29 protein-coding genes, 4 tRNA genes, 1 pseudogene and 1 riboswitch are annotated in these 23,175 nt (G+C 72.0%); of the genes and pseudogenes, 20 read left to right on the top strand and 14 right to left on the bottom strand.

Annotated features, from left to right (window positions below; genetic code table 11):
* Nucleotides 1-10: 10 nt before the first annotated feature.
* The 3 genes from AC1DUE_RS15960 to AC1DUE_RS15950 form a co-directional block, all read right to left on the bottom strand.
* Nucleotides 11-1,294: an APC family permease gene (locus tag AC1DUE_RS15960; RefSeq protein WP_477040395.1), complete on the bottom strand. Its 1,284-nt coding sequence runs from the start codon at nucleotides 1,292-1,294 to the stop codon at nucleotides 11-13.
* A 45-nt stretch (nucleotides 1,295-1,339) separates the two neighbouring features.
* Nucleotides 1,340-1,486: a hypothetical protein gene (locus AC1DUE_RS15955; RefSeq protein WP_477040394.1), complete on the bottom strand. Its 147-nt coding sequence runs from the start codon at nucleotides 1,484-1,486 to the stop codon at nucleotides 1,340-1,342.
* A 16-nt stretch (nucleotides 1,487-1,502) separates the two neighbouring features.
* Nucleotides 1,503-1,577, bottom strand: a riboswitch (cyclic di-GMP riboswitch).
* Nucleotides 1,578-1,781: 204 nt separating this feature from the next.
* Nucleotides 1,782-2,234: a CD225/dispanin family protein gene (locus tag AC1DUE_RS15950; RefSeq protein ID WP_477040393.1), complete on the bottom strand. Its 453-nt coding sequence runs from the start codon at nucleotides 2,232-2,234 to the stop codon at nucleotides 1,782-1,784.
* Between the two features lie 94 nt (nucleotides 2,235-2,328).
* Between AC1DUE_RS15950 and AC1DUE_RS15945 the strand changes: the two genes are divergently transcribed.
* Entirely contained in the window at nucleotides 2,329-3,105 is a 777-nt protein-coding gene (locus tag AC1DUE_RS15945) for a class I SAM-dependent methyltransferase (RefSeq protein ID WP_477040392.1), read from the top strand.
* On the opposite strand, the gene AC1DUE_RS15940 is transcribed toward AC1DUE_RS15945, so the two are convergent.
* Nucleotides 3,106-3,303, bottom strand: a complete 198-nt coding sequence (locus AC1DUE_RS15940; RefSeq protein WP_477040391.1) for a hypothetical protein — start codon at nucleotides 3,301-3,303, stop codon at nucleotides 3,106-3,108.
* Between the two features lie 160 nt (nucleotides 3,304-3,463).
* Between AC1DUE_RS15940 and AC1DUE_RS15935 the strand changes: the two genes are divergently transcribed.
* Both AC1DUE_RS15935 and AC1DUE_RS15930 read left to right on the top strand, forming a co-directional pair.
* Complete coding sequence (locus tag AC1DUE_RS15935) at nucleotides 3,464-3,670, top strand: three-helix bundle dimerization domain-containing protein (protein ID WP_477040390.1); 207 nt, start codon at nucleotides 3,464-3,466, stop codon at nucleotides 3,668-3,670.
* Nucleotides 3,671-4,008: 338 nt separating this feature from the next.
* Nucleotides 4,009-4,143 carry a hypothetical protein gene (locus tag AC1DUE_RS15930; RefSeq protein WP_477040389.1) on the top strand — a complete coding sequence of 45 codons (135 nt, stop codon included), beginning with the start codon at nucleotides 4,009-4,011 and terminating at the stop codon, nucleotides 4,141-4,143.
* 60 nt (nucleotides 4,144-4,203) lie between these two features.
* Here the strand turns inward: AC1DUE_RS15930 and AC1DUE_RS15925 are convergent, their stop codons facing one another.
* Genes AC1DUE_RS15925 through AC1DUE_RS15910 form a run of 4 tightly spaced genes read right to left on the bottom strand, consistent with a single transcriptional unit; the run spans nucleotide 4,204 to nucleotide 6,617 of the window.
* Nucleotides 4,204-4,560: a PRC-barrel domain-containing protein gene (locus AC1DUE_RS15925; protein WP_477040388.1), complete on the bottom strand. Its 357-nt coding sequence runs from the start codon at nucleotides 4,558-4,560 to the stop codon at nucleotides 4,204-4,206.
* Nucleotides 4,547-4,942, bottom strand: a complete 396-nt coding sequence (locus AC1DUE_RS15920) for a hypothetical protein (protein ID WP_477040387.1) — start codon at nucleotides 4,940-4,942, stop codon at nucleotides 4,547-4,549. Before AC1DUE_RS15920 ends, AC1DUE_RS15925 begins: the two co-directional genes overlap by 14 nt.
* On the bottom strand, nucleotides 4,939-6,168 hold the full coding sequence (locus AC1DUE_RS15915) for an NRAMP family divalent metal transporter (RefSeq protein WP_477040386.1): 1,230 nt from the start codon (nucleotides 6,166-6,168) through the stop codon (nucleotides 4,939-4,941). The genes AC1DUE_RS15920 and AC1DUE_RS15915 overlap by 4 nt, the downstream gene beginning before the upstream one ends.
* Nucleotides 6,165-6,617, bottom strand: coding sequence for a hypothetical protein (locus tag AC1DUE_RS15910; RefSeq protein WP_477040385.1), 453 nt, complete (start codon nucleotides 6,615-6,617; stop codon nucleotides 6,165-6,167). The genes AC1DUE_RS15915 and AC1DUE_RS15910 overlap by 4 nt, the downstream gene beginning before the upstream one ends.
* A gap of 116 nt (nucleotides 6,618-6,733) precedes the next feature.
* On the opposite strand from AC1DUE_RS15910, the gene AC1DUE_RS15905 reads away from it, so the two are divergent.
* Entirely contained in the window at nucleotides 6,734-7,039 is a 306-nt protein-coding gene (locus tag AC1DUE_RS15905; RefSeq protein WP_477040384.1) for a putative quinol monooxygenase, read from the top strand.
* Nucleotides 7,040-7,042: 3 nt separating this feature from the next.
* Nucleotides 7,043-7,564: a pyridoxamine 5'-phosphate oxidase family protein gene (locus AC1DUE_RS15900; protein WP_477040383.1), complete on the top strand. Its 522-nt coding sequence runs from the start codon at nucleotides 7,043-7,045 to the stop codon at nucleotides 7,562-7,564.
* A 61-nt stretch (nucleotides 7,565-7,625) separates the two neighbouring features.
* On the opposite strand, the gene AC1DUE_RS15895 is transcribed toward AC1DUE_RS15900, so the two are convergent.
* From AC1DUE_RS15895 to AC1DUE_RS15880, 4 genes are all read right to left on the bottom strand, one after another.
* Entirely contained in the window at nucleotides 7,626-8,093 is a 468-nt protein-coding gene (locus AC1DUE_RS15895) for a DoxX family protein (protein WP_477040382.1), read from the bottom strand.
* A 174-nt stretch (nucleotides 8,094-8,267) separates the two neighbouring features.
* A tRNA-Val gene (locus AC1DUE_RS15890) sits at nucleotides 8,268-8,342 on the bottom strand.
* A gap of 41 nt (nucleotides 8,343-8,383) precedes the next feature.
* Nucleotides 8,384-8,454, bottom strand: a tRNA-Cys gene (locus tag AC1DUE_RS15885).
* A gap of 50 nt (nucleotides 8,455-8,504) precedes the next feature.
* Nucleotides 8,505-8,576, bottom strand: a tRNA-Gly gene (locus AC1DUE_RS15880).
* A gap of 144 nt (nucleotides 8,577-8,720) precedes the next feature.
* Here AC1DUE_RS15880 and AC1DUE_RS15875 point away from each other — a divergent pair.
* Both AC1DUE_RS15875 and AC1DUE_RS15870 read left to right on the top strand, forming a co-directional pair.
* Nucleotides 8,721-9,800, top strand: a complete 1,080-nt coding sequence (locus tag AC1DUE_RS15875) for a chorismate-binding protein (protein WP_477040381.1) — start codon at nucleotides 8,721-8,723, stop codon at nucleotides 9,798-9,800.
* Nucleotides 9,801-9,804: 4 nt separating this feature from the next.
* On the top strand, nucleotides 9,805-10,668 hold the full coding sequence (locus AC1DUE_RS15870; RefSeq protein ID WP_477040380.1) for an aminotransferase class IV: 864 nt from the start codon (nucleotides 9,805-9,807) through the stop codon (nucleotides 10,666-10,668).
* A gap of 58 nt (nucleotides 10,669-10,726) precedes the next feature.
* On the opposite strand, the gene AC1DUE_RS15865 is transcribed toward AC1DUE_RS15870, so the two are convergent.
* Complete coding sequence (locus tag AC1DUE_RS15865) at nucleotides 10,727-11,116, bottom strand: SsgA family sporulation/cell division regulator (RefSeq protein ID WP_477040379.1); 390 nt, start codon at nucleotides 11,114-11,116, stop codon at nucleotides 10,727-10,729.
* A 351-nt stretch (nucleotides 11,117-11,467) separates the two neighbouring features.
* Here AC1DUE_RS15865 and AC1DUE_RS15860 point away from each other — a divergent pair.
* The 9 genes and pseudogenes from AC1DUE_RS15860 to AC1DUE_RS15820 all read left to right on the top strand — a co-directional run bounded on the left by AC1DUE_RS15860 (nucleotide 11,468) and on the right by AC1DUE_RS15820 (nucleotide 19,329).
* Nucleotides 11,468-11,540: transfer RNA gene (locus tag AC1DUE_RS15860), tRNA-Val, on the top strand.
* Nucleotides 11,541-11,674: 134 nt separating this feature from the next.
* A complete protein-coding gene (gene thrS, locus AC1DUE_RS15855; protein ID WP_477040378.1) occupies nucleotides 11,675-13,687 on the top strand; it encodes a threonine--tRNA ligase in 2,013 nt (670 codons plus the stop codon).
* Nucleotides 13,688-13,690: 3 nt separating this feature from the next.
* Entirely contained in the window at nucleotides 13,691-14,278 is a 588-nt protein-coding gene (locus tag AC1DUE_RS15850; RefSeq protein WP_477040377.1) for an HIT family protein, read from the top strand.
* Nucleotides 14,279-14,285: 7 nt separating this feature from the next.
* Nucleotides 14,286-14,900, top strand: coding sequence for a phosphatidylinositol phosphate synthase (pgsA, locus tag AC1DUE_RS15845; RefSeq protein WP_477040376.1), 615 nt, complete (start codon nucleotides 14,286-14,288; stop codon nucleotides 14,898-14,900).
* A complete protein-coding gene (locus AC1DUE_RS15840) occupies nucleotides 14,897-15,859 on the top strand; it encodes a phosphatidylinositol mannoside acyltransferase (protein WP_477040375.1) in 963 nt (320 codons plus the stop codon). Before pgsA ends, AC1DUE_RS15840 begins: the two co-directional genes overlap by 4 nt.
* Nucleotides 15,856-17,070, top strand: a complete 1,215-nt coding sequence (locus AC1DUE_RS15835; RefSeq protein WP_477040374.1) for a glycosyltransferase family 4 protein — start codon at nucleotides 15,856-15,858, stop codon at nucleotides 17,068-17,070. Before AC1DUE_RS15840 ends, AC1DUE_RS15835 begins: the two co-directional genes overlap by 4 nt.
* Nucleotides 17,067-17,756, top strand: a complete 690-nt coding sequence (locus tag AC1DUE_RS15830) for a hypothetical protein (RefSeq protein WP_477040373.1) — start codon at nucleotides 17,067-17,069, stop codon at nucleotides 17,754-17,756. Before AC1DUE_RS15835 ends, AC1DUE_RS15830 begins: the two co-directional genes overlap by 4 nt.
* Before the next feature lie 108 nt (nucleotides 17,757-17,864).
* Nucleotides 17,865-18,713 (top strand): annotated as a pseudogene (gene pdxS / locus AC1DUE_RS15825) (pyridoxal 5'-phosphate synthase lyase subunit PdxS); the annotation flags it as partial.
* A 172-nt stretch (nucleotides 18,714-18,885) separates the two neighbouring features.
* The gene (locus AC1DUE_RS15820; RefSeq protein WP_477040372.1) at nucleotides 18,886-19,329 is read left to right on the top strand and encodes an NUDIX hydrolase; all 444 of its coding nucleotides are present in this window, start codon (nucleotides 18,886-18,888) and stop codon (nucleotides 19,327-19,329) included.
* Between the two features lie 22 nt (nucleotides 19,330-19,351).
* On the opposite strand, the gene AC1DUE_RS15815 is transcribed toward AC1DUE_RS15820, so the two are convergent.
* Nucleotides 19,352-20,581, bottom strand: coding sequence for a kynureninase (locus AC1DUE_RS15815; RefSeq protein ID WP_477040371.1), 1,230 nt, complete (start codon nucleotides 20,579-20,581; stop codon nucleotides 19,352-19,354).
* Between the two features lie 79 nt (nucleotides 20,582-20,660).
* Here AC1DUE_RS15815 and AC1DUE_RS15810 point away from each other — a divergent pair, with 79 nt between their 5' ends.
* From AC1DUE_RS15810 to ruvC, 4 genes are all read left to right on the top strand, one after another.
* Nucleotides 20,661-20,987, top strand: coding sequence for a hypothetical protein (locus AC1DUE_RS15810; RefSeq protein WP_477040370.1), 327 nt, complete (start codon nucleotides 20,661-20,663; stop codon nucleotides 20,985-20,987).
* 44 nt (nucleotides 20,988-21,031) lie between these two features.
* Nucleotides 21,032-21,643: a pyridoxal 5'-phosphate synthase glutaminase subunit PdxT gene (gene pdxT, locus AC1DUE_RS15805; protein ID WP_477040369.1), complete on the top strand. Its 612-nt coding sequence runs from the start codon at nucleotides 21,032-21,034 to the stop codon at nucleotides 21,641-21,643.
* 70 nt (nucleotides 21,644-21,713) lie between these two features.
* Complete coding sequence (locus AC1DUE_RS15800) at nucleotides 21,714-22,472, top strand: YebC/PmpR family DNA-binding transcriptional regulator (protein WP_477040368.1); 759 nt, start codon at nucleotides 21,714-21,716, stop codon at nucleotides 22,470-22,472.
* A 108-nt stretch (nucleotides 22,473-22,580) separates the two neighbouring features.
* Nucleotides 22,581-23,147 (top strand): crossover junction endodeoxyribonuclease RuvC, encoded by a 567-nt coding sequence (gene ruvC, locus AC1DUE_RS15795; protein ID WP_477040367.1) that lies wholly within the window; start codon nucleotides 22,581-22,583, stop codon nucleotides 23,145-23,147.
* Nucleotides 23,148-23,175: the final 28 nt, after the last annotated feature.

The following is a 23,175-nucleotide window of genomic DNA, read 5'->3' as shown; positions in this document are numbered from 1 at the left end:
CGCTGCACCCCTATCCCTGGGGCTTGCGAGCGCCCCGCCCGTGCCGGCGGCGGACGGCCCACTCGAGTGCCGCCAGGGCCACGACACCGAGCCCGGCGAGGACCGCCCCGATCGGCAGCGTGCAGGCCAGGACGAGGCAGCCGACGAGTCCGACCACGGGGATCGCCCGCAGGGGCCGACCCTCGTCGCGCCGCAGCGTCAGGGCGGACGCGTTCGCGATCGCGTAGTAGACGAGCACGCCGAACGACGAGAAGCCGATCGCGCCGCGCAGGTCGAGGGTCGCGACGAGGACCACGACGACGGCCCCGACCACGAGCTCGGCAGTGCGCGGTGTCCGGGACACCTCGTGGAGCCGGGCCAGTCGGGCGATCGAGGGCCTGTCACGCGCGACCGCGACGACCGTGCGGGAGACACCGAGCAGGAGTGCGAGCAGGGCGCCCAGCGACGCGACGGCGGCCCCGACCCGGACGGCGGGCGACCACGCGGCCCACGAGCCGGCCTCGACGACGGCCTGCAGCGGTGCCGGCGTCGCCGCGAGCCCGGTCGCTCCGATCGCGAGCAGCGCAGCGAACCCGACGACCGCGTACACGGCGAGCACGACGAGCAGCGCCACCGCGATCGCGCGCGGGATGGTCCGGACCGGGTCGCGGACCTCCTCGCCGAGGGTCGCGATGCGCGCGTAGCCGGCGAAGGCGAAGAACAGGAGCCCGGCGGACTGCAGGATGCCCGCGGCGTCCCCACCGGGGAACGGCTGCAGGTGCGCCACGTCCGCGGTGCCGCCGCGGACGGAGGCCAGCACGACGACCAGCAGCGCGGCGAGCGACACGACGACGATGACGGCGCTCAGCTGCGTCGAGCGCTGCACCCCGGCCCATCCGAGGGCCGTGAGGGCGACGACCGCCAGGATCGCGACGAGCCGGACGTGGTCGGGTGCCACGTAGGACCCGAGCGTGAGCGCCATGGCGGCACAGCTCGCCGTCTTGCCGACGATGAACGCCCAGCCCGCCTGGCCGGCCCACACGTCCCCGAGGCGGTGCCGCGCGTAGACGTAGGTCCCGCCGGAGGTCGGGTACAGCGCGGCCAGCCGGGCCGAGGACGTGGCGTTGCACCAGGCCACGACGGCGGCGACGGCGAGCCCGATGACCAGGCCTGAGCCGGCCGCGGCGGCGGCGGGCGCGAACGCCGAGAAGATGCCGGCGCCGATCATCGCGGACATGCCGACGACGACCGCGTCACGCACGCCGAGGCGTCGGACCATCGACTGGGGAGCGGGGGTCACCTCGGGCGGCGGCACGGCTCCATCATGACCGTCGGGCGTCGCCGCCCGTGCCGGTGTCCGTCAGGCGGCGCGAACACCCTGCGCGGGGACGAGGGCGAGCGCCTGGGCTCGGGCGGCCAGGGCGGTCCACGCCTGGAGCCGGCTTGTGGGGAGTGCGTTGGTCCGTGCCGCCTCGGAAGGGTCGAGCGGGTAGCCGCGCTGGTCCATGTGAAAGTCCCGTCTGTTCGGTAGCCCGGCTGACCGTGTAGGCCCCGTGGCTTTGCGTCCCCACCTTGCAGCGGGTTTGCCGTCTCGCTGACGTTCCCTACTGTAAGTGAAATCCGACGTGACAGCAGTCATTGGCAGCCGCACATCCGGACAATCGTCCACTTTTCACCCGGCCGGGCGTGCGAGGTGCACCCGCGCGGGTGATCGCTGGCAACGGTGGGCCGCCGATCGGGGGACGGGTCACAGCAGACGAGCCGCAGTCACGAACCGTGACTGCGGCTCGTGACAGACCGTCCTACCCGTTGCGGGACGAGTGCGGCGGGAGCGGCATCTGGTGGGAGTCGTCGAACGGCTGCTCGTTCGACCAGTCCGGCCGCTCGTGCCAGAGCTCGCCGTCGCCGTGGCGCACCGCGAGCACGACGATCGCGAACCAGGCGATGGACACCAGGATCCAGAACAGCACGAGGCACGCCCCGACGATCACGCTGATGATGCCCCAGCGCCGGGCGTTCGCCGACTCGTGCTGGGCGGTGCCGACGTCGCCGGCGCCGAAGGCGCGCGCCGCTCGGTGGGAGGCGAGCAGCGCCGGGATCCCGGTGGGCCAGAACACGAGCATCGCGGCGATGACCCAGCCGACGGGTGCGCTCGTGAATCCGGGTCGCTGGGGTGCGGGGGCGGAGGGGAGCGGGGCAGCAGGCAGTGGGGCGGGTGCGGGGTCCGGCTCTGCGGCGTTCGACTCTGATGCCACGGTGTCCTCCTGGGGGCAGGGCTCGTCCCTCGCAGCGTACGACCGTCGTCTGTGCCCAGGCTGTGCGCGCCGACCCGGGCGGTAGGGTCCGCGGATGGGGATGCGGCAGGTGGCGTGGCGGGCGTGCTACGAGCTGCTCGGGTCGCGGGTGCGCCGCCCCGAGTGGGCGTTCATGAACTACGGGTTCGCCCCGGTCTCGCCGGTCGGCGAGCCCACGCACCTCGAGGCCCCCGACGAGCCCGACCGCTTCTGCATCCAGCTGTACGCGCACGTCCTGGACGGCGTCGACGTCGCGGGTTCCGACGTCCTGGAGGTCGGGTCGGGTCGCGGCGGGGGTGCGTCGTGGATGAGCAGGTACCTCGGGCCGCGTTCGACGACCGGTGTCGACTTTGCGGCCTCGGCGGTCTCGCTGGCCCGCCGCGACCGCCACGGTCCTGCTCTGGGGTTCGTCCGCGGGGACGCGCAGGCGCTGCCCTTCCCGGACGGGTCCTTCGACGTCGTCGTCAACGTGGAGTCGTCACACTGCTACGCCTCGATGGGGACCTTCGTCGCCGAGGTGCACCGGGTCCTGAGGCCGGGCGGCCGGTTCGTGTGGGCCGACCTGCGCGACACCGTCGACGTCGCCACCACCTGCGACCAGCTCACGTCGAGCGGACTCGTGCTGACCGCTGACCGGGACATCACGGCGGACGTCCTGCACGCGATGCGGCTCGACGACGCGCGCAAAGCCGCGCTCGTGCGGGAGTGGATCCCGCGTCCGTTCCAGCGGGCGCTGCGCCCGTTCGCCGGGCTCGACGGCACCAGGAACCCCGAGGCGATGGCTGCGGGCACCGTGCAGTACCGCAGCGCGTCGCTCGTGCGGACGACCTGATCAGGCTTCTCGACGAGCGATGTGCGCCGGTCGACCGTCGGGCAGCGTGGTGAGCTCGGGCGTGACCACGTACGGGACCTCGTCGAGCGCGTCTCCCCGGTAGAGGAGGTGCTCGCCGGCCGGGTCGCCGTCGAGCTGGAGCAGACCCACCGCACCGTCGAGCTCGCCTCCGTGGGCGACCACCCAGAACTCCGACATCGGTCCAGGATGCATCGCGCCGGGGCGCCACGGAACCCCGGGCGCACCTCGGATCCGTCCGCCTGGGCGTGTCGGGGCGTGTCGGGGCGTGTCCAACTGTTCGGTGTTTGTTCGGGCACCCGCCGTTGCGTCGGCGCGCCCCGCGATCGAGCGTTTCCCCATGCCCATCGACGACGAGCACCATGCCATCGACGAGGTCGTCGCGCGCATCGCGACGAGATACCCGACGCTCTCCCGCGAGCTGATCCGCGACCAGGTCGACGTCCAGCTGGCGGAGTTCGACGGGTCGGCGGTGCGCGACTTCGTCCCGATCCTCGTCGAGCGTGACGCCACCGCGTTCCTCGCCGAGTTCGCTGCTCCCGACTGACCGTCGTTGGGCGTGCGGACGCTCGCGGGCGGGCTTACCGTCGGTTCCTGCGAGCCGACGGTGCGGGATCCGCGCCCCTGGTTCTCTCCGGCGCCGATGGTGGAACCGGAGGAACGTCGGCCGAACGCTCCCAAGAACCGGCGAGCCTCACTCCCGCACGCACGACGGCGGAGGCCAGCGCCGAGCTGGTCGACGCCGGCCACGGACGGGCGGTGGTCGGACCGGCGGGAGCCGTCCGAGCAAGGCGATGCAGCACGCCTCGTGCCGGCGAGCTGCACGTCCCACCGCCCGCTCCGGGCGTCGATTCCCTGTGCGACCGAACCGAAGGAGAAGGACGGATGACGAGAGACGAGAGGATCGTGCCCGACCGCACGGACGTCGACGAAGGTCTCGACCTGACCGATGCCGAGAAGATCGAGGCCGACGGCCTGCAGGACCAGGACACCGACGTCGTCGAGACACCGGAGCGCTGAGCAGGCAGCCGATCACGCGGCGCCGCGCCCGGACACGGGAGCGGCGCCGTTCGTGCATGGTCAGGCGGCGCCGGTGGAGCGAGGACCAGGCAGGGCGGGTGAGAATCGGCGAAAGCCCTCCGCCACCCGCACCGCGCCGGGCGCCACGGAGTCGACGTCCTCCCAGCGGACCAGGAAGGTCCCCCGGTGTCGCCACGCGAACCAGCGCGCCACGAGGGCGGGGGAGCGCACGCCGGTGCGTTCGTAGCCGAGGAAGGACGTCGCTGTGCGCGGGCTGACGAGGAGTCCGTGCAGGCGCGGTGCGGCGAGCAGCCCGTCGATCGGCCCGTCCAGGACGAGCCGCACGTCCACCACGTAACCGAGCCGGCTGCCGTCGGGGCCGGTCACCGGCGCGTCGAGGAGGTCACCCAGGATCATGGCTGCCTCCGGGGATGCGGCGGATGATGTGGTCGCGGACCCAGCGCTCGGGCCAGGTGACGTCCAGCTCCTCGCTCCGGATGCCGAGTCGGACCGTGGTGCCGACCTCGGCCACGTGGGTCCACCGGATGCGGTGCCACCGCGACGGCGGGGGACGGCCTCCGAAGATGCGCGTGGCCAGCACCGCTCCGCTGAGCAGCGAGGTGATGACAGCGGCCTGCGACCCGTCGGGCTCGTCGGAACCGTCGAGACCGTGCACCTCGAGGTCGTCGACCGTGCACACCGGTGTGCCGTCGACGTCGAGGATCTGCCGGTCGAGCAGGTGCAGACGCGCGTCGAGCAGGAGGCCGGGCGGATGGGCGTCCTGGGGCAGGTCGGTCATGAGCCGGCTCCCGTCACGATCATCAGAGGGATCGCAGCGACGGACGCCACCACGATGATCACCAGGTAGACGAGCGCGAACCCGTTGGTCAGGCGCCCGTTGACGTGCTTTCCCATGTACTCGGGGTCGTTCGCGACGACGAGGATCGGCAGATAGGTGAGCGGCAGCGCCACCGCCGAGAACACGACCGAGAACTCGGTCACGGCGATCGGGTTCACGCTGGTCATCAGGACGGCGACGGCGACGATGAGGCAGATGATCATCGTCAGGTGGAACCGGGCCGCCTGCGACGGCCGTCGGAACTTGCCCCATGACCACCCCATGAACTGCGCGAGCGTGTACCCGCTGGACAACGAGGTCTCCAGGGCGGCCCCGAACGTCGCGGCGACGATGCCCACGATCACGACGGCCAGCGCGAGCTTGCCGCCGGCCATCGCGACGGGCAGGACGATCTGGGACAGCGACGACACCTCGATGCCCTGCGGTAGGAAGACGATCGCAGCGCACGCCGCGATCGCGACGGAGAGGACGCCGCCGAACGGGAAGCCGACCAGCACGTTCAGGCGGGACTGCGACAGGTCCTTCACCGTCCACCTCTCCTCGACCGCCCCGGACGAGAAGAAGAACACCTCGTAGGGCGTCATGGCCGCACCGAACAACGCGATCGCGTAGTACCAGTAGACGGCCTGCCCCTCCTGGGCGGCGACGCGCGGGTGGAACGCCTGGTCGGCCAGCTCGCTCCAGTCCGGGCCGAGGAGGAACACCGCGACCGCGAAGACGATCAGCGTCAGTCCCACGAGCCCCGTGACGTTCTCCATGATCGAGAACTTCGTCCGCCAGATCACGAGCCACACCGCCAGGCCGGCGACCGGGATCCAGAGCCGCGGCTCGACGCTGCTGGCCAGCTGCAACGCCAGGGCGATGCCTCCGACCTCCGCCGTCAGGGTGAGCAGGTTGATCAGGAACGACGCCGTGAGGTTGGCCCCGGCCGCGCGCGGACCGAGTCGCTCGCGGATGATCTCGAACGTCGCCCGGCCGCTGACGGCGGCCACCTTGCCGGACATCTGCGCGAACAGGCAGATGCCCACCACACCGACCACCACGACCCAGGCGAGCGACAGCCCGAACCGCGAGCCGACCACGGCGTTGGTCACCAGGTCACCGATGTCGAGGAACCCACCGATCGCGGTGAGGATCCCGAGCGCGAGGCCGAGGAGCCGCTTCACGGCACGACCGCCAGCTGAGCCGTGAGCTCGTCCAGCCGGTCGGCGCTCGAGGCGAGGGCGGCAGAGACCGCGTCCTCGCCTGCGCCTGCGTCGTTGGTCCAGGCCCGCGCGCCGACGACGGCTGCCTGCGCCTGGCGGACCGCGGCGAGCGCGTCGTCCTGCCAGCCGGCGCTCGTCGCGTCGGTGGGCACCAGTGTGGAGACGGCGAACGCCGCATCCTCGAGGACCGCGTTCTGGTCGAGCAGTGCGGTGTCGGCGACGGCGCGCGAGAGCCGGCCGGCGCCCAGGAGGTTGACGGTCGTCTCGGCGGTCGCGACTGCCGACGACGTCTGCTCGAGCGGGTCGGTCAGCGCCTGGGCGTCGTCCGCCCGGGTCGAGGACGACCCCACGGCGCAGCCGGCCACGGCCGCGAGGGCCACGACAGACAGCATCGCCCGGGGGACAACCATGGCCGCATCGTGGCCCGAGGTGCCTGCGGCCGCACGCCGAAGCCTCGACGTGCAGCCCGGCCATCTTGAAGTGGCAGCGGAGCCGGAGGAGCCTGGAGACGACACAGGAGGTCACCATGACGGGGTTCGTGCAGATCATCGACTTCCGGACGTCCCGCATCGACGAGGTGCAGGCGTTGGGCGACGAGTACGTCGCGGCCCGGGCGGGCGAGCCCGACACCAGGGTGGTCCGGGCGGTGGTGACGGCGGACCGCGACGACCCAGGTCGCTACCTCAACATCGTCGAGTTCGAGTCCTACGAGTCGGCGATGGAGAACTCCGCGCGGCCCGAGACCGACGCGTTCGCGGCCCAGCTCGCCGCCCTGTGCGACGGCCCCCCGACGTTCACCAACCTCGACGTCCGGTTCAGCTGGTCCGGCTGAGCCATGACGACCGGAGTGATCGACCCGAGGTACGGCGACGCCAGCCAGGAGCCACCGGCGTGGGACGAGATCGAGCGGCTCCTGAGCGACGCGCAGCTCTACTGGATCGTCACCGTCCGCGCGGACGGTCGGCCCCATGCGGTGCCGCTGGTCGGCGTCTGGGTCGACGGGGCGTTCGCCTTCTGCACCGGCGAGCAGGAGCAGAAGCAGCGCAACCTCGACAACAACAGGCACGTCGCCGTCACGGCCGGGAACGGCGGCGCGGGCGGCTGGGACAACGGCAAGGACGTCGTGGTCGAGGGCGTCGCGACGAGGGTCACCGACGCCGATGCGCTCCAGTCCCTCGCGAAGGCCTGGTACGCCAAGTACGGCGACGACTGGGACTTCGAGGTGCAGGGCGACGTCTTCGTGGAGCGCAGCCGCTCCGGCGGCGCGACCGAGGGCGGAGCGGTCGTGTACCGCGTCGCGCCCGAGAAGGTCCTGGTCTTCGGCGGGGCGCACGGCCAGACGAGCTACCGCTTCTGACGGCGACCGTTCCCGTGCACTGACGCGTCCCGACAACGTGCGGCACGTGGGCCGGGTGTCGTCACGTCGTCGGTCGACGACGCAGCGCCTCGAGCGCGCCGCTCGACCAGAGCGCCCAGGCGACCAGCGCGGGCTGGAAGAACAGCCGGGCAAGGCGCCGGTCGTCGGTGTCGAGGCCGAAGCCGTCCTTGCGCTCGCGCCACTGCGCGATGTTGCCGGGGAAGATGGCGACGAAGAACGCTGCGGCAACCAGCCCGACCGCGGCGCGCCGGCGCGTGAGCGTGACGAGCGCGGTCCCGAGCGTGATCTCGACAGCGCCGGAAGCCAGCACCGTGACGTCGGTGCCGACCGGGAACCACCTCGGCACCTGCGCCTGGAACTCCTCGCGCGCGAACGTCAGATGGCTGACGCCGGCGAAGACCAGGCCCGCGCCGAGCGCCGTACGCGCGACCCGACGGATCAGCGGGTCGCTGCCAGGCGTCGGCTCGGTGAGGGCGGCGGACAGCCGGGAGACGGCATCAGAGGTCATCCCGCGATGCTCGCCCCGGACCGAGCCGACCGCGACCCGGGACGGGCACGCCGGGGCTCGGATGGCCCGGGCGGTCGCTCCGACGGCTGGCCGGGTGGCGTGTCCCGAGCTGCGGGCGCATGACTGAGGGCCGCCCCGATCACTCGGTGACGGCCCTCTGACCTGCGGTGATGCTGGTGGGCGATACTGGGATCGAACCAGTGACCTCTTCCGTGTCAGGGAAGCGCGCTACCGCTGCGCCAATCGCCCGGAGGTTGGTCCGGGGCACAACAAACTGCACTTGTCCTACGAGGTGGAGATGGGATTCGAACCCACGTATACGGCTTTGCAGGCCGCTGCCTCGCCTCTCGGCCACTCCACCCTGAGACCGCAGTCCAGAGCGGCTGGCGCCGATCAGGATGTCTGCCTCCGAGCGGACGACGGGATTCGAACCCGCGACCCTCACCTTGGCAAGGTGATGCTCTACCACTGAGCCACGTCCGCACAGCACGTCCGCCGGTTTTCACCGGTGCTCCGTGTGCGTCCCGAACTCTAACCGACGACGTCGGCGAGAGTCCAACTGGCTCACGCCAGGCGCGCAACCGTGCGGATCTGCGGGTGTTCTGAGGGTGTCTGTACCGTGTGCGGGTGCCCGAGCGATGCGTCCGAGCCCCCGGGAGCGCCTGGTTCGCCGGGGTCGAGGCGACCGATCTGGTCGAGGTCGTGGACGTGCGAGCCCGACCCGAGCGGCTGACCGCGGGCTGGTGGGCCGTTGTCGGCGACTTCGAGGGACGCGTCCGGGCGTGGCGCTTCGCGACGGTGCGACCGGCGCGGACCGGGGGAGAAGCGTCGTGGCGCGGTCCGGACGCCGGGGCGTGGACGTCGTCGCTGGACCGCCAGGCGTACGTCGACGCGGTCGAGGGTGTCCGGGACCGGATCCGCGAGGGGGACGTCTACCAGGCGAACCTCTGCCGGGTCCTCTCGGCGCCCCTCGCCGACGAGCCCGACGCCCGCGCGCTGGCCGCGGTCCTGGACGCCGGCAACCCCGCGCCGTACGCGGGAGGCGTGCACGTGCCGGTCGGGGCGTCGGACGAGCCCGTGTGGGTCGTCACGGCGTCCCCCGAGCTTTTCCTGCGGGTGGGCGACGGCGTCGTGACGTCGGGGCCGATCAAGGGCACCGCCGTGACTGCCGACGCGCTGACCGAGAAGGACCGCGCCGAGAACGTCATGATCACTGACCTGGTCCGCAACGACCTGCAGCGCGTCTGCGCGCCGGGCACGGTCGAGGTGACGACGCTGCTGGGTGAGGAACGTCACCCGGGCCTCGTACACCTCGTCTCGACGGTGCAGGGCGTGCTGGATCCCGAGGTCGCGGCCGCCCCCGACCTGTGGGCCCGCCTGCTCGACGCCACCTACCCGCCGGGCTCGGTCTCGGGTGCTCCGAAGGCGTCGGCGCTCTCGATCATCGAGGCGCTCGAGCGGGAGGCGCGGGGGCCCTACTGCGGCGCGGTGGGCTGGATCGAGGTCGCCGACGACGGCAGCGTCCGGGCCGAGCTGGCCGTCGGCATCCGGACGTTCTGGTGGTCCGACGGCGTCCTGAGGTTCGGCACGGGCGCGGGGATCACGTGGGGGAGCGACCCGGGCGCCGAGTGGGCCGAGACCGAGCTCAAGGCCGCGCGGCTCGTCGGCCTGGCGTCCAACGTCGACGTCGGCCCGGTGACAGACTGATGCGATGAGTGTGGTGATCTGGTCCGACGGTCGTCTCTATGGTCCCGACGAGCCGCTGGTCACGGGCGTGGACCACGGCCTCACGGTCGGCGACGGCGTCTTCGAGACCTGCGCCGTGTACGGCGGCACGGCGTTCGCCCTGAGCCGTCACCTGCGACGCCTGCGGCGTTCCGCCCTGGGCATCGGCCTGGCGGAACCGAACCTCGACACGGTGCGCGAGGGTGTCCGGGCGGTGCTGGCCGCGGCCGGCCCGGAGACCGGGCGCCTGCGGATCACGCTGACCGGCGGTGTCGGTCCGCTCGGCTCCAACCGGTTGCCCCCGCAGGACCAGCACCAGAGCCTGCTCGTGCTGGCGGGCCCCGCCGCCCCGTCGGCCGTCTCGCGCGTCGTCCGGGTGCCGTGGGTCCGCAACGAGCGGTCGGCCGTGGCCGGCCTGAAGACGACCTCGTACGCGGAGAACGTCGTCGCGGTGGCCGAGGCGTACCGGCGCGGTGCCGACGAGGCCGTGCTGGCCAACACGGTCGGCGAGCTGTGCGAGGGCACCGCGTCCAACGTCTTCGTGGAGCGCGAGGGCGAGCTCGTCACGCCTCCGCTGTCCAGCGGGTGCCTCGCGGGCATCACGCGCGAGCTGCTGCTCGAGTGGGCGGCGCAGGAGGACCTGCCGGTGCGCGAGGCCGCGGCGGGGGAGCTGCGCTACGAGGTGCTCGACGAGGTGGCCGCCGGGACGGCGCAGCTGATGATGAGCGGCTCGATCCGCAACGTCTCGCCGGTCGTCAGCCTGGACGGGCAGACCGTGACGGCCGGCCCGGTGTCGTTGGAGGCGCAGCGGCTGTTCCAGAAGCGCCTGGCCGACGACCTCGACCCGTGACGTGGGCATGGAACGACCGGCCCCGCGGCAGCGGAACCGGTCGCGAGGAGGGCGATCGTCAGGCGGTGAGCAACGCGGCGATGAGCGCCGTGATCTCGCCTTCCATGCGGTCGCTCTCGGTACCCAGAGGCACCAGTGCCTCGGTACCCGCGAGGAACCGTTCGATCGGCTCGGTGGGCGCGGCGAGCAGCGCGCTGCCTTCGACCCCACTGAGCGATACGAGCGTGTAGTCGGGGTCTTCGTCTCGCCACACCTGGACGTCGCCCGTTCCCGCCGGTGCTTCGGCGGTGGCGTGCATCCCCAGGGAGAGCAACTCGCGTCCGACGAGCCACGTCGACATGGTGTGCGGGCCGGTGAAGACCGCGCGGACCGTGTACGGATCGGTGGTTCGGAACGAGAACTCGGCACTCACCGGGATGACGCTTGCGTCGGATCCGATGAGCTGCATGGCGACGACCTCGACGACGTCGTAGGTCGAGCTCGTCATCGGGTCCTCCTGTTCGCAAGGGCTGGAGGCACCATCATGGCAGGACGATTGCCGGATTGGACCGGTAACTACCCCTAGTTCACCCGGAGGGACGCGCTCCCGAACGGGCGAGGGGTCACAGCACCCACCGGCTCGTTGACACGAACGTGTCGATGAGAGCGCGAACATGCCCTGATCAGGCCTTGGTTGGCCGCACGTGACGTCCAGTTCGGAATCTCGGCGCCCGCCGGGTAGCATTCCATCGACATCACCCGCTGATGGTGCTCGTCGGACGACACGGCGTGTCGGACTGACGGGTGACGGTGCGGGGATGGGCGATTGGCTCAGTTGGTAGAGCGCCTCGTTCACACCGAGGAGGTCATCGGTTCGAGTCCGGTATCGCCCACGTACATCAGGAGGGGTCGGCCCCACGGGCCGGCCCCTTCTGGCGTCCTATAAGGCGTCGGGCGCTCCGCGTCGCCGCCGGTAGCATCGAGTGGCCCGCCGCCCGGGCGGGCCGCCACGAAGGAGGCAGTACCGGTGCCCGAGCTCATCACCCTCACCGTCGACGGGATCGCGACCACGGTGGAGCCGGGGACGACGGGTACCGACCTGTACTCCGCCCGGCGTGACGTCGTCGTCGTCCGCGTGGACGGCGAGCTGCGCGACCTGCACCTGCCGCTGCCCGAGGGCGCGGTCGTGGAGGCCGTGACCATCGAGGAGCCCGACGGCCTGGCCGTGCTGCGGCACTCGGCGGCGCACGTGCTGGCGCAGGCCGTCCAGGAGGTCGTCCCGACCGCCAAGCTGGGCATCGGCCCGCCGATCACCGACGGCTTCTACTACGACTTCGACGTGGACACCCCGTTCACCCCGGAGGACCTCAAGGCGATCGAGAAGGTCATGGGCCGGATCGTCAAGGAGGGCCAGACCTTCCGACGGTGGGACGTCACCGAGGACGAGGCGCGCCACGAGCTGCGCGACGAGCCGTACAAGCTCGAGCTCATCGGGCTCAAGGGCGACCCGACCGCAGCCGAGGGCGCGTCGGTCGAGGTCGGCCTGGGCGGGCTGAGCATCTACCAGAACGTGCGCGGCGCCGGCCGCGAGACCGAGCAGGTCGTCTGGCAGGACCTGTGCCGCGGGCCGCACATCCCGAGCACCCGGCTGCTCGGCAACGGCTTCCAGCTGACCCGGTCGGCGGCCGCCTACTGGCGCGGGAGCGAGAAGAACCCGCAGCTGCAGCGTGTGTACGGCACCGCCTGGCCGACCAAGGACGAGCTGCGCGCGTACCTCGAGCGCATCGCCGAGGCGGAGCGTCGCGACCACCGTCGGCTCGGCACCGAGCTGGACCTGTTCTCCTTCCCCGAGGAGATCGGCTCAGGCCTGGCCGTGTTCCACCCCAAGGGCGGCGTGATCCGCATGGAGATGGAGCACTACAGCCGGCTGCGGCACGTGCAGGGCGGGTACGAGTTCGTCAACACCCCGCACATCACCAAGAGCAAGCTGTACGAGATCTCGGGGCACCTCGACTGGTACGCGGAGGGCATGTACCCCCCGATGACCCTCGACGAGGAGCGCGACGCCGAGGGGCACGTGCGCAAGGCCGGGCAGCAGTACTACCTCAAGCCCATGAACTGCCCGATGCACAACCTGATCTTCGCGGCCCGCGGGCGGTCCTACCGGGAGCTGCCGCTGCGGCTCTTCGAGTTCGGCACCGTCTACCGGTACGAGAAGTCGGGCGTCGTGCACGGCATGACCCGGGCCCGCGGCTTCACGCAGGACGACGCGCACATCTACTGCACCCGTGAGCAGATGGCCGACGAGCTCACCACGACTCTGAAGTTCGTCCTCGACCTGCTCAAGGACTACGGGCTGGACGACTACTACCTGGAGCTCTCGACCAAGAACCCCGAGAAGTTCGTGGGTTCCGACGAGGTCTGGGAGGAGGCGACCGAGACCCTGCGCCAGGTCGGCGAGGCGTCGGGCCTCGACCTGGTGCCGGACCCGGGCGGCGCCGCGTTCTACGGGCCGAAGATCTCCGTGCAGGTCAAGGACGCGCTCGGTCGCACCTGGCAGATGTCGACCATCCAGCTCGACTTCAACCTGCCCGAGCGGTTCGAGCTCGAGTACACGGCCTCCGACGGCAGCCGTCAGCGGCCGGTCATGATCCACCGCGCGCTGTTCGGCTCGGTCGAGCGGTTCTTCGCGGTGCTGACCGAGCACTACGGCGGCGCGTTCCCGGCCTGGCTCGCGCCGGTACAGGTGCTGGCCGTCCCGGTCGCCGAGCCGTTCGAGCCGTACCTGGACGACGTCGTCGCGCAGCTGCAGGCCCAGGGCATCCGGGCCGAGGTGGACCGCTCCGACGACCGGTTCGGCAAGAAGATCCGCAACGCCAGCACGCAGAAGATCCCGTTCGTGCTCATCGCCGGCGGGGAGGACTCCGAGGCCGGCGCCGTGTCGTTCCGCTACCGCGACGGGCACCAGGACAACGGGGTGCCCGTGGCCGAGGCGATCGAGCGCATCGTCGCCGCGGTGCGCGATCGCGTGCAGGTCTGACGGGTGCAGCCTGACGAGATCGAGCCTGCCAGCGAGCCCTCGGAGGACCTCGCCGGTGTGCCCGACGGCTTCGAGCGGTTGTGGACGCCGCACCGGATGGCGTACCTGGGCGGGCAGGACAAGCCGACCGATCGTGAGGCCGGTCCGGGCTGCCCGTTCTGCCGTGCTCCCACCCGCAGCGACGAGGACGGGCTGATCGTCGCGCGCGGCGAGGTCGCGTTCGTCGTGCTCAACCTCTACCCGTACAACTCAGGGCACCTGATGGTCTGCCCGTACCGGCACGTCGCCGACTACACGGAGCTGACCGAGGCGGAGGTCGCCGAGGTCGCCTCGATGACCCGGACCGCGATGACCGTGCTCCGGGAGGTCTCCGGTCCGCACGGCTTCAACCTGGGCGTGAACCAGGGCGACGTCGCCGGTGCCGGGATCGCTGCCCACCTGCACCAGCACGTCGTCCCGCGCTGGGGCGGCGACTCGAACTTCCTGCCGATCGTCGGCCGGAGCAGGGCCCTGCCCGAGCTCCTGGGCGACACGCGGGAGCGCCTCGCGGCCGCCTGGCCGGGTCCGATCAACGGGGTGACTGAGGGATGATCTTGACGTGCTGAACGGACTGCGGGGCGCCATGACCCGCCTCTTCACGCCCCTGGCCCGGCTGCTGCTGAGGCTGGGCGTCTCCCCGGACGCGGTGACCATCGGCGGCACGCTCGTCGTCGTCGCCACGGCTCTGTGGGCCTTCCCGACCGGGCACCTGCTGCTGGGCACGCTGATCATCACGGTGTTCGTGCTCACCGACTCGCTCGACGGCGTCATGGCGCGGCAGGCCGGCCGGTCGGGTCCGTGGGGCGCGTTCCTGGACTCGACGATGGACCGGTTCGGCGACGGCGCGATCTTCGCAGGCCTGGTCCTGTGGTTCACCGCGGGCGGCGACGACCGGCTCACCGCGGTCCTCGCGCTCGTCTGCCTGGTCCTCGGCTCGATCGTGCCGTACGCCCGGGCGCGCGCCGAGGGCCTCGGGATGACCGCGTCCGGCGGGATCGCCGAGCGCGCCGACCGGCTCCTGCTCGTGCTCGTCGCGACGTTCGTCGTCGGTCTCGGCGCACCGGTCGTGGTGCTGACCGTGGTGCTGTCCCTGCTGGTCGTCGCGTCGGCCATCACGATCGTGCAGCGGATGAGCAAGGTCTACCGGCAGGCGGCGGCGGGGGTCGCCCCGTGAAGGTGGACGTCGCGCGGCTCTACGCGACCGGCTGGAAGGTCGCCGGCAAGGTGCCCGGGTCGTTGCTGCGCGGGGCGTTCACGCTCGTCGCGGACGTGACGTGGCTGCGCCGCACGGGCGGCGTGATCCAGCTGGAGAAGAACCTCGCCCGCGCCCGTCCCGACCTCGACGCCCGCTCGCTGCGCCGCCTGACCCGGGCCGGCATGCGGTCGTACATGCGGTACTTCGGCGAGGCGTTCTCGCTCGGCTCGATGAGCCAGCGCCAGATCGACGCGCGCGTGCGCGGCATCGGGGTGGAGAACCTCCTGCCGTACACGCAGGACAGCCGCTCGGTCGTGCTGGCGCTCGGCCACATGGGCAACTGGGACCTCGCCGGGGCGTGGGCGACCCGGGCGATCGCGCCCGTGACGACCGTCGCGGAGCGGCTCGAGCCGGAGGAGCTGTTCCAGGAGTTCGTCGCGTTCCGCGAGAGCATCGGCCTGACGATCTTCCCTCTGACGGGCTCCGGCGACGTCTTCCGCGGGCTGGTGCGCGCGGCGCGGGGCGGACCCGGCCTGATCCCGCTGCTCGCCGACCGTGACCTGACCGCCTCGGGCGTCGAGGCCGACCTGTTCGGCCTGCGCGCCCGGTTCGCTGCCGGCCCCGCGGCGCTGGCGATCTCGACCGGCGCCCCGCTGGTCACCACCTCGATCACCTACGAGCGGCTGTCCGGGGCTCGGCGCAGGGCGGCGCGGTCGCCGTGGGGGATCGTCATCGACTTCCACGAGCCGATCCCTGTGCCCGAGGGGGTCCCGCGCGCCGACCAGGTCCGGGTGCTGACGCAGGCATGGGTCGACCAGCTCGGCGCCGAGATCCGACGCAACCCCCAGGACTGGCACATGCTGCAGAAGGTCTTCGTCGAGGACCTCGACCCCGAGCGCTACGCCAGCATGCTCGAGCGAGCGGAACGGTCGGCATGAGCCAGCTCGATGCCGTGCGACCCCTGCGTGTGGGCATCGTCTGCCCGTACTCCTACGACGTGCCCGGCGGGGTCCAGTTCCACGTCCGCGACCTGGCCGAGGCCCTGATCGCGCGCGGCCACTCGGTGTCCGTCCTGGTCCCGGCCGACGACGACACCGAGATCCCCGAGTACATGACGGCGGCCGGGCGGGCGATCCCCGTCCGCTACAACGGCGCCGTCGCCCGCATGACGTTCGGGCCGGTCACCGCGGCCCGCGTGCGCAAGTGGCTCGCGGCGGGCGAGTTCGACGTCCTGCACCTGCACGAGCCCGTGACCCCGAGCCTCGGCATGCTCGCCCTGTGGATCGCCGACGGGCCGATCGTCGCCACGTTCCACACCGCGCTGATCCGCTCGCGACCGCTGCAGATGGCGTACCCTCTGGTCCGCCAGTCGCTCGAGAAGATCTCGGCGCGCATCGCGGTCTCCGAGGACGCGCGCCGCACGCTCGTCGAGCACATGGGCGGGGACGCCGTGGTGATCCCGAACGGTGTCTACACGCAGGGTTTCATCGACGCGGAGCCCGACGAGCGCTGGACGGGCACGCACGACGCTCCCACGATCGCCTTCCTCGGCCGGCTCGACGAGGCGCGCAAGGGCCTGCCGGTGCTGCTCGACGCGGTGCCGCGCGTGCTCGCGGCGATCCCCGGGGCGCGGTTCCTCATCGCGGGGCGCGGGGACACGGGTCCCGACGAGGTGCGCGAGCTGCTCGGCGAGAAGGCCGCGGGTGCGGTCGAGTTCCTCGGCGGGATCTCCGACGAGGACAAGGCCCGGCTGCTCTCGTCCGTCGACATCTACTGCGCGCCCCAGACGGGCGGCGAGAGCTTCGGCATCGTGCTCGTCGAGGCGATGAGCGCCGGCGCCGCGGTCGTCGCGAGCGACCTGGGGGCGTTCTCCCGGGTGCTCGACGACGGTGCCGCGGGCGTGCTGTTCACCACGGGCGACAGCGAGGACCTGGCCAGCACGCTGATCCGAGTGCTGCACGACCCCGCGCTGCGCGACTCCGTGCGGGCGCATGCCCAGGAGGTCGTGCCCCAGTACGACTGGTCGGTGGTGACCGACCAGGTGCTGACCGTGTACGAGATGGTCGTCGCCGACCGCCGCGAGCCGGTGGGCGAGGACCCGTGGTCGCAGCGCGGTGCGCGGCTGCGCGGACGGAGCGAGGTCCGATGAGCTGGTCGGAGCTCTTCGTCTACATCACGATCGTCCTGGCACTGGTCCTGTGGTGGGTCTGGGTCGCCGCCTCGCGCCTCGACCGGCTGCACCGCAAGGTCTCCTCGTCCAAGGCCGTGGTGGACGCCCAGCTCGTCCGCCGCGCGACAGTGGCCGCCGAGCTGGCGACCTCGGGCCTGTTCGACCCCGTCAGCTCGGTGCTCGTCGGCGAGGCCGCCTGGGCGGCGCTCTCGGCCGGTGGTCCGGACGTGACCGAGGACGGCTCGCTGCCCGCCGACCTGCGCCGGCTGCTCGCTGCCGACCGCGGCGCGCTGCCCGTCGTCGAGGATCGCCCGGCGCACGGGCGACCCGCGCCGGTCGACCGCGGGCGGATCGAGAGCGAGCTGTCGGCGACGCTGCGCGAGGTGCTCGACGACCCGGACGAGGTGGCCGCGCTGCGGGCCGACCCGACCGGGAACGAGCTCGCGGACGCGCTCGCCTCGGCCTGGTACCGGGTCCAGCTCGCGCGCCGGTTCCACAACGAGGCCGTCGCGCAGACCGCTCACGCACGCAGCGGACCGCTCGTGCGGCTGCTGCGGCTGGCCGGTCACGCACCCGCGCCGCACTCCCTCGAGCTCGACGACACCTGGCCCGAGACCCTCGGCCGGCCGGGTGCGCGTTCCACGGCGAGCACCGACGGTCACTGACCAGCACTGACGTGACGCCAGACGCGCACGGTCTAGGATTGTCGTTCGTGGCCAGCACGGCCGCCATCCCGTTCAGGTTCCACCCGCACACGATCTGTGAGGCTCGACGTGACCAGCGAGAACAGCCAGCCCACCACCGCGACGCACGCCGGCGTCATCGGCACCGCACGCGTGAAGCGCGGGATGGCCGAGATGCTCAAGGGCGGCGTCATCATGGACGTCGTCACCGCCGACCAGGCCAAGATCGCCGAGGACGCCGGGGCCGTCGCCGTCATGGCGCTCGAGCGCGTGCCGGCCGACATCCGCGCCCAGGGTGGCGTCGCGCGCATGAGCGACCCCGACCTGATCGACGGCATCATCGAGGCCGTCTCCATCCCCGTCATGGCGAAGGCGCGCATCGGCCACTTCGTCGAGGCGCAGGTCCTCCAGTCGCTCGGCGTCGACTACATCGACGAGTCCGAGGTGCTGACCCCGGCCGACTATGCGCACCACATCGACAAGTGGGGCTTCACGGTTCCCTTCGTCTGCGGTGCCACGAACCTGGGTGAGGCGCTCCGCCGCATCACCGAGGGCGCGGCCATGATCCGCTCCAAGGGCGAGGCCGGCACGGGCGACGTCTCCAACGCCACGACCCACATGCGCACCCTGCGCGACCAGATCCGCCGCCTGACCTCGCTGCCGGAGGACGAGCTGTTCGTCGCCGCCAAGGAGCTGCAGGCGCCGTACGACCTGGTCAAGGAGGTCGCCGAGGCCGGCAAGCTCCCCGTCGTGCTCTTCACGGCCGGGGGCATCGCGACCCCCGCGGACGCCGCGATGATGATGCAGCTCGGTGCCGAGGGCGTCTTCGTCGGCTCGGGCATCTTCAAGTCGGGCAACCCGGCCGAGCGTGCCGCCGCGATCGTCAAGGCCACCACGTTCTTCGACGACCCCGACGTGATCGCCAAGGTGTCGCCTGGCCCCGCTGGGGGCGGCCGSGCACGCCCCGTCCGCGGCCTCAGCCGTCTCTCCGAGGTCCGGCGCCGATGGCGGCGGACCCGTGCACGGGCTGGGACCGGAGTGGAGGCGCGGCGAGGACGGCCTGCTGTTCCGCGAGGCCGCGCGCGTCATCCTGCTCGACGAGAAGGACCGCGTGCTGCTCATCCGCGGGCACGACGTGGACCAGCCCGAGCGCAGCTGGTGGTTCACGGTCGGCGGCGGGATCGACGACGGTGAGGACGCGGCCTCCGCGGCCCTGCGCGAGGTGCGTGAGGAGACCGGCATCGTGCTGGGCGCCGACGACCTCGTCGGACCCGTGTTCACGCGCTCCGCGATCTTCGACTTCTACGCGGAGCACTGCCGGCAGGACGAGGTGCTCTACCTGGCGCGGGTGCCGGCGGACGCGTTCGGCGACGGGCACAGGGCCGGCTGGACCGAGCTCGAGCTGGACGTCATCGACGAGCTGAGATGGTGGTCGCTCGACGACCTCGAGCGGGTCGACATCGAGGTCTTCCCGGACACTCTGGTCGCGCTGGTGCGCGGCCTGCTGCCCGCCTGGGACGGGGTCACGCGGCACCTGGGGCTGGCTCGCGAGTAGCGGTCGGCCCCGTACCTCTCCTTCAGGCCACCGCGTTGCGTGTGGCCCATGCGGGGTCGAGGTGCTCCTCGGCGCGGAGCACCGCCTGCAGGGCGCGCGCCGCGCTGACCAGGTCGGCGTGCGTCAGGTACGGCGCCGCAACGCCCAGACGCACGATGTCGGGCGTCCGGAAGTCGCCGACCACGCCGCGGGCGGCGAGCGCCTGGACGATGCCGTAGGCGTGCTCGTGGCGCACCGCCACCTGCGAGCCGCGCGTGGCGTCGTCCTGCGGTGACGCAAAGGTGGCGTCGGGGAGCACCGCGGCGATGCACTCGCGCAGGAACCGGGTCAGGCTGAGCGAGCGCGTCCTGAGGTCGTCGATCTCGATACCGTCGAACGCCTCGAGCGCCGCCTCGAGCGCGAGCAGGGACAGCAGCGGGGGAGTGCCGATGCGTGCCCGGGCGATGCCCGGGGCACCTCGGTACTCGTCGGCCATCTCGAACGGCTCGGCGTCCCCGTTCCAGCCGGGGACGATGTTGACGAACGCCTCCTGGTGCCGGTGCGCGACATAGCCGAACGCCGGCGCGCCCGGGCCGCCGTTGAGGTACTTGTAGCCGCAGCCGACGGCGAGGTCGACGCCGTGGGCGTCGAGGTCGACGGGCATGGCGCCGGCCGAGTGGCACAGGTCCCAGACCGCGAGCGCGCCGGCGTCGTGGGCTGCCGCGGTCAGGCCCGGCAGGTCGAGCACCTCGCCGGTGCGGTAGTCGACGTGCGACAGGACGACGGCGGCGACGTCCCCGTCCAGGAGCCCGGGGATGTCGTGCGGCCGGGAGCGGACCACGCGCCAGCCGACCTGCTCGGCGACGCCGTCGACGATGTAGCGGTCCGTGGGGAACCCGTCGGCCTCGGTGATCACGACGGTGGCCCCGGGCCGCATCGCGGCGACCGCGTGCAGGCTCTGGTGCAGGCGGACGCTCGTGGAGTCCCCGACCACGACCTGCCCCGGCGCCGCGCCGATGAGCCGCCCGACCGCGTCGCCCACCCGCTGCGGCGCGTCCCACCAGCCGTGCGTGTTCCAGGAGCCGATGAGGTCGGTGCCCCACTCCTGGCGGATCACCCGGGAGACCGCCTCGGGCACGCCGACGGGCAGCGCCCCGAGCGAGTTGCCGTCGAGGTAGACGGTGCCGGCCGGCAGCAAGAACCGGTCCCTCAGGTCGGTGTGGGCGTGCAGGCGGTCGAGCTCGGCGGCGCGGGTGTCGAGGGCGTCGGTCACAGCCCGGAGCCTACGACCGCACGCCGGATGTCAGTGGGTGTCCGTACGTTTGTTCGAACACCAGTCCTGGAGGTCGTGAATGAGCACGCAGCCCGAGAACCCCCCGTCCAGCTTTCCGTCCAGCTTTCCGTCCAGCTTCCCGTCCAGGTACCGGTCCGGTGCACCGGAGGGCTCCGTCTTCCCGGTCCCGCCGCCACTCCCGCGGCTCAACGAGGACCCGGAGCGGCTGATCTCGCTGCTCTGGCAGATCGAGTCGGAGGACGTCGCAGGCCTCGACACCAGGGGCCTGCGCGAGAACTTCTCCATCTACCAGGCGCTGATCGACCACGCCTGCGCGCGGCAGGCCGAGGTCGAGGCGCTGCTCGCGCACCGGCGTCGGCACGAGCGGAGCGGCTCCGTGTACTGAGCGCGGCGGTCGCGATCGGCGGACCCGAACTAGGATCGCCCGCTGTGACCGTGACCGTCGGAGTCCTCGCCCTGCAGGGAGACGTGCGCGAGCACGTGCACGCCCTGACCGCCGTCGGGGCCGCTGCCGTGCCCGTGCGCCGCGAGCGCGAGCTCGACGCCGTCGACGCGCTCGTCCTGCCCGGGGGCGAGTCCACGACGATGGACAAGCTCCTGCGCGCGTTCGACCTGTTCGAGCCGGTCCGCGCCCGCCTGCGCGCCGGGATGCCGGCCTACGGCTCCTGCGCGGGGATGATCCTGCTCGCTGACCGCGTGCTCGGCGGCATCGAGGGTCAGCAGACCCTCGGCGGGGTGGACGTCACGGTGCGCCGCAACGCGTTCGGCCGGCAGGTCGAGTCGTTCGAGACGGACCTGGAGATCAGGGGGATCGACGGCACTGATGTCCGACCCGTGCACGGCGTCTTCATCCGGGCACCGTGGGTCGAGGAGGTCGGCCCTGCGGCCACCGTGCTCGCGCGAGTGGAGTCGGGCCCGGCCGCCGGTAGGATCGTGGCCGTCCGCCAGGGCCCGTTGCTCGTGACCTCGTTCCATCCGGAGGTCACCGGGGACACCCGGGTGCACCAACTGTTCGTAGAGATCGTCCGCGACACCCTGTGAGGCTCGGCGCTGCAGCCGGGGTCGAGGTCGCGCGGGACGAGAAGCAGGACGAGAAGAGGTAGCTGAAGCGATGTCGGGTCACTCCAAGTGGGCCACCACCAAGCACAAGAAGGCCGTGGTCGACGCCAAGCGGAGCAAGCTCTTCGCCAAGCTGATCAAGAACATCGAGGTGGCCGCGCGCACCGGCGGCGGTGACCTCGCCGGCAACCCGACCTTGTTCGACGCGGTCCAGAAGGCCAAGAAGTCGTCGGTCCCGATCGACAACATCAACCGCGCGGTGAAGCGCGGCTCCGGCCAGGAGGCCGGTGGCGCCGACTACACGACGATCATGTACGAGGGCTACGGCGCCGGTGGCATCGCCGTGCTGGTCGAGTGCCTCACCGACAACCGCAACCGTGCAGCGTCCGACGTCCGCGTCGCGTTCACGCGCAACGGCGGCCAGATGGCTGACCCGGGCTCGGTCTCCTACCTCTTCTCCCGCAAGGGCGTCGTCATCGTCCCCAAGGAGGGCACGGACGAGGACTCGGTCGTGGAGGCTGTCCTGGACGCGGGCGGCGAGGAGGTCAACGACCTCGGCGAGGCGTTCGAGGTCCTCTCCGAGGCCACCGACCTGGTCCCGGTGCGCACCGCGCTGCAGAACGCCGGTATCGAGTACGACTCGGCCGACGTCGTGTTCTGGCCGGCCACGCAGATCGAGGTCGACGCCGAGGGTGCGCGCAAGATCCTGCGCCTCATCGACGCGCTCGAGGACTCCGACGACGTGCAGAACGTCTACGCGAACTTCGACGCCTCCGACGAGGTCATGGCGGAGCTCGAGAACGAGGACTGAGTCCCGCGCCACCGCTTGGAGAGGGACCCCGCCGCTCGGTCGGCCGGGTCCCTCTCGCGTCGGCGCTGCCTCCCGGGAACCGGTCAGGTCGGCTGCGACCATGACGGCGTGCGCGTCCTCGGAGTCGACCCTGGCCTGACCCGGTGCGGCCTCGGCGTGGTCGACGGTCTGCCGGGGCGGCGCCTCGCCATGGTCGCGGTGGGTGTCGCGACGTCGGACGCCCTGTGGGACGTGGACCAGAGGCTGCTGCACATCGAGAAGCAGATCGAGGAGTGGCTCGAGGAGCACGCCCCGGACGCGGTCGCCGTGGAGCGCGTGTTCGCCCAGCAGAACCTGCGCACGGTGATGGGGACCGCGCAGGTCGCGGGCATCGCGATGGTCGCCGCGGCGCGTCGTCGGATCCCGGTCGCGCTGCACACGCCGAGCGAGGTCAAGGCCGCCGTCACCGGCAACGGCCGCGCGGACAAGGCGCAGGTGCAGACGATGGTCCAGCGCCTCCTGCACCTGGAGGAGCTCCCGCGTCCCGCCGACGCCGCCGACGCGCTCGCACTGGCCGTCTGCCACATCTGGAGGCCCGCCGGCGCCCTCGGGACGCCGCAGCGTGCTCCCGGTTCCATGACCGCGGCGCAGCGCGCGTGGGCGTCCGCGGAGCAGGCGGCCCGACGACGCGGCTGAGGGTGCCGTCGCCCGACCACCCGTGGGC

The sequence above is a fragment of the Cellulomonas sp. P4_A2 genome, assembly GCF_056402515.1.
Note: the sequence above shows the minus strand (reverse complement) of the source record. Positions and strands in the feature narration are given on the sequence as shown.

What these genes read in the sequence shown, in the direction of transcription:
- AC1DUE_RS15865 (WP_477040379.1), bottom strand. Translation starts at nt 11,116, where the DNA reads ATGCAGCTCATCGGATCCGACGCAAGCGTCATCCCGGTGAGTGCCGAG.
- AC1DUE_RS15870 (WP_477040380.1), top strand. Translation starts at nt 9,805, where the DNA reads ATGAGTGTGGTGATCTGGTCCGACGGTCGTCTCTATGGTCCCGACGAG.
- AC1DUE_RS15900 (WP_477040383.1), top strand. Translation starts at nt 7,043, where the DNA reads ATGACGACCGGAGTGATCGACCCGAGGTACGGCGACGCCAGCCAGGAG.
- AC1DUE_RS15940 (WP_477040391.1), bottom strand. Translation starts at nt 3,303, where the DNA reads ATGTCGGAGTTCTGGGTGGTCGCCCACGGAGGCGAGCTCGACGGTGCG.
- AC1DUE_RS15810 (WP_477040370.1), top strand. Translation starts at nt 20,661, where the DNA reads ATGAGCACGCAGCCCGAGAACCCCCCGTCCAGCTTTCCGTCCAGCTTT.
- AC1DUE_RS15955 (WP_477040394.1), bottom strand. Translation starts at nt 1,486, where the DNA reads ATGGACCAGCGCGGCTACCCGCTCGACCCTTCCGAGGCGGCACGGACC.
- AC1DUE_RS15920 (WP_477040387.1), bottom strand. Translation starts at nt 4,942, where the DNA reads ATGACCGACCTGCCCCAGGACGCCCATCCGCCCGGCCTCCTGCTCGAC.
- AC1DUE_RS15910 (WP_477040385.1), bottom strand. Translation starts at nt 6,617, where the DNA reads ATGGTTGTCCCCCGGGCGATGCTGTCTGTCGTGGCCCTCGCGGCCGTG.
- AC1DUE_RS15835 (WP_477040374.1), top strand. Translation starts at nt 15,856, where the DNA reads ATGAGCCAGCTCGATGCCGTGCGACCCCTGCGTGTGGGCATCGTCTGC.
- AC1DUE_RS15945 (WP_477040392.1), top strand. Translation starts at nt 2,329, where the DNA reads ATGGGGATGCGGCAGGTGGCGTGGCGGGCGTGCTACGAGCTGCTCGGG.
- AC1DUE_RS15895 (WP_477040382.1), bottom strand. Translation starts at nt 8,093, where the DNA reads ATGACCTCTGATGCCGTCTCCCGGCTGTCCGCCGCCCTCACCGAGCCG.
- AC1DUE_RS15935 (WP_477040390.1), top strand. Translation starts at nt 3,464, where the DNA reads ATGCCCATCGACGACGAGCACCATGCCATCGACGAGGTCGTCGCGCGC.
- AC1DUE_RS15930 (WP_477040389.1), top strand. Translation starts at nt 4,009, where the DNA reads ATGACGAGAGACGAGAGGATCGTGCCCGACCGCACGGACGTCGACGAA.
- AC1DUE_RS15830 (WP_477040373.1), top strand. Translation starts at nt 17,067, where the DNA reads ATGAGCTGGTCGGAGCTCTTCGTCTACATCACGATCGTCCTGGCACTG.
- AC1DUE_RS15905 (WP_477040384.1), top strand. Translation starts at nt 6,734, where the DNA reads ATGACGGGGTTCGTGCAGATCATCGACTTCCGGACGTCCCGCATCGAC.
- AC1DUE_RS15800 (WP_477040368.1), top strand. Translation starts at nt 21,714, where the DNA reads ATGTCGGGTCACTCCAAGTGGGCCACCACCAAGCACAAGAAGGCCGTG.
- AC1DUE_RS15925 (WP_477040388.1), bottom strand. Translation starts at nt 4,560, where the DNA reads ATGATCCTGGGTGACCTCCTCGACGCGCCGGTGACCGGCCCCGACGGC.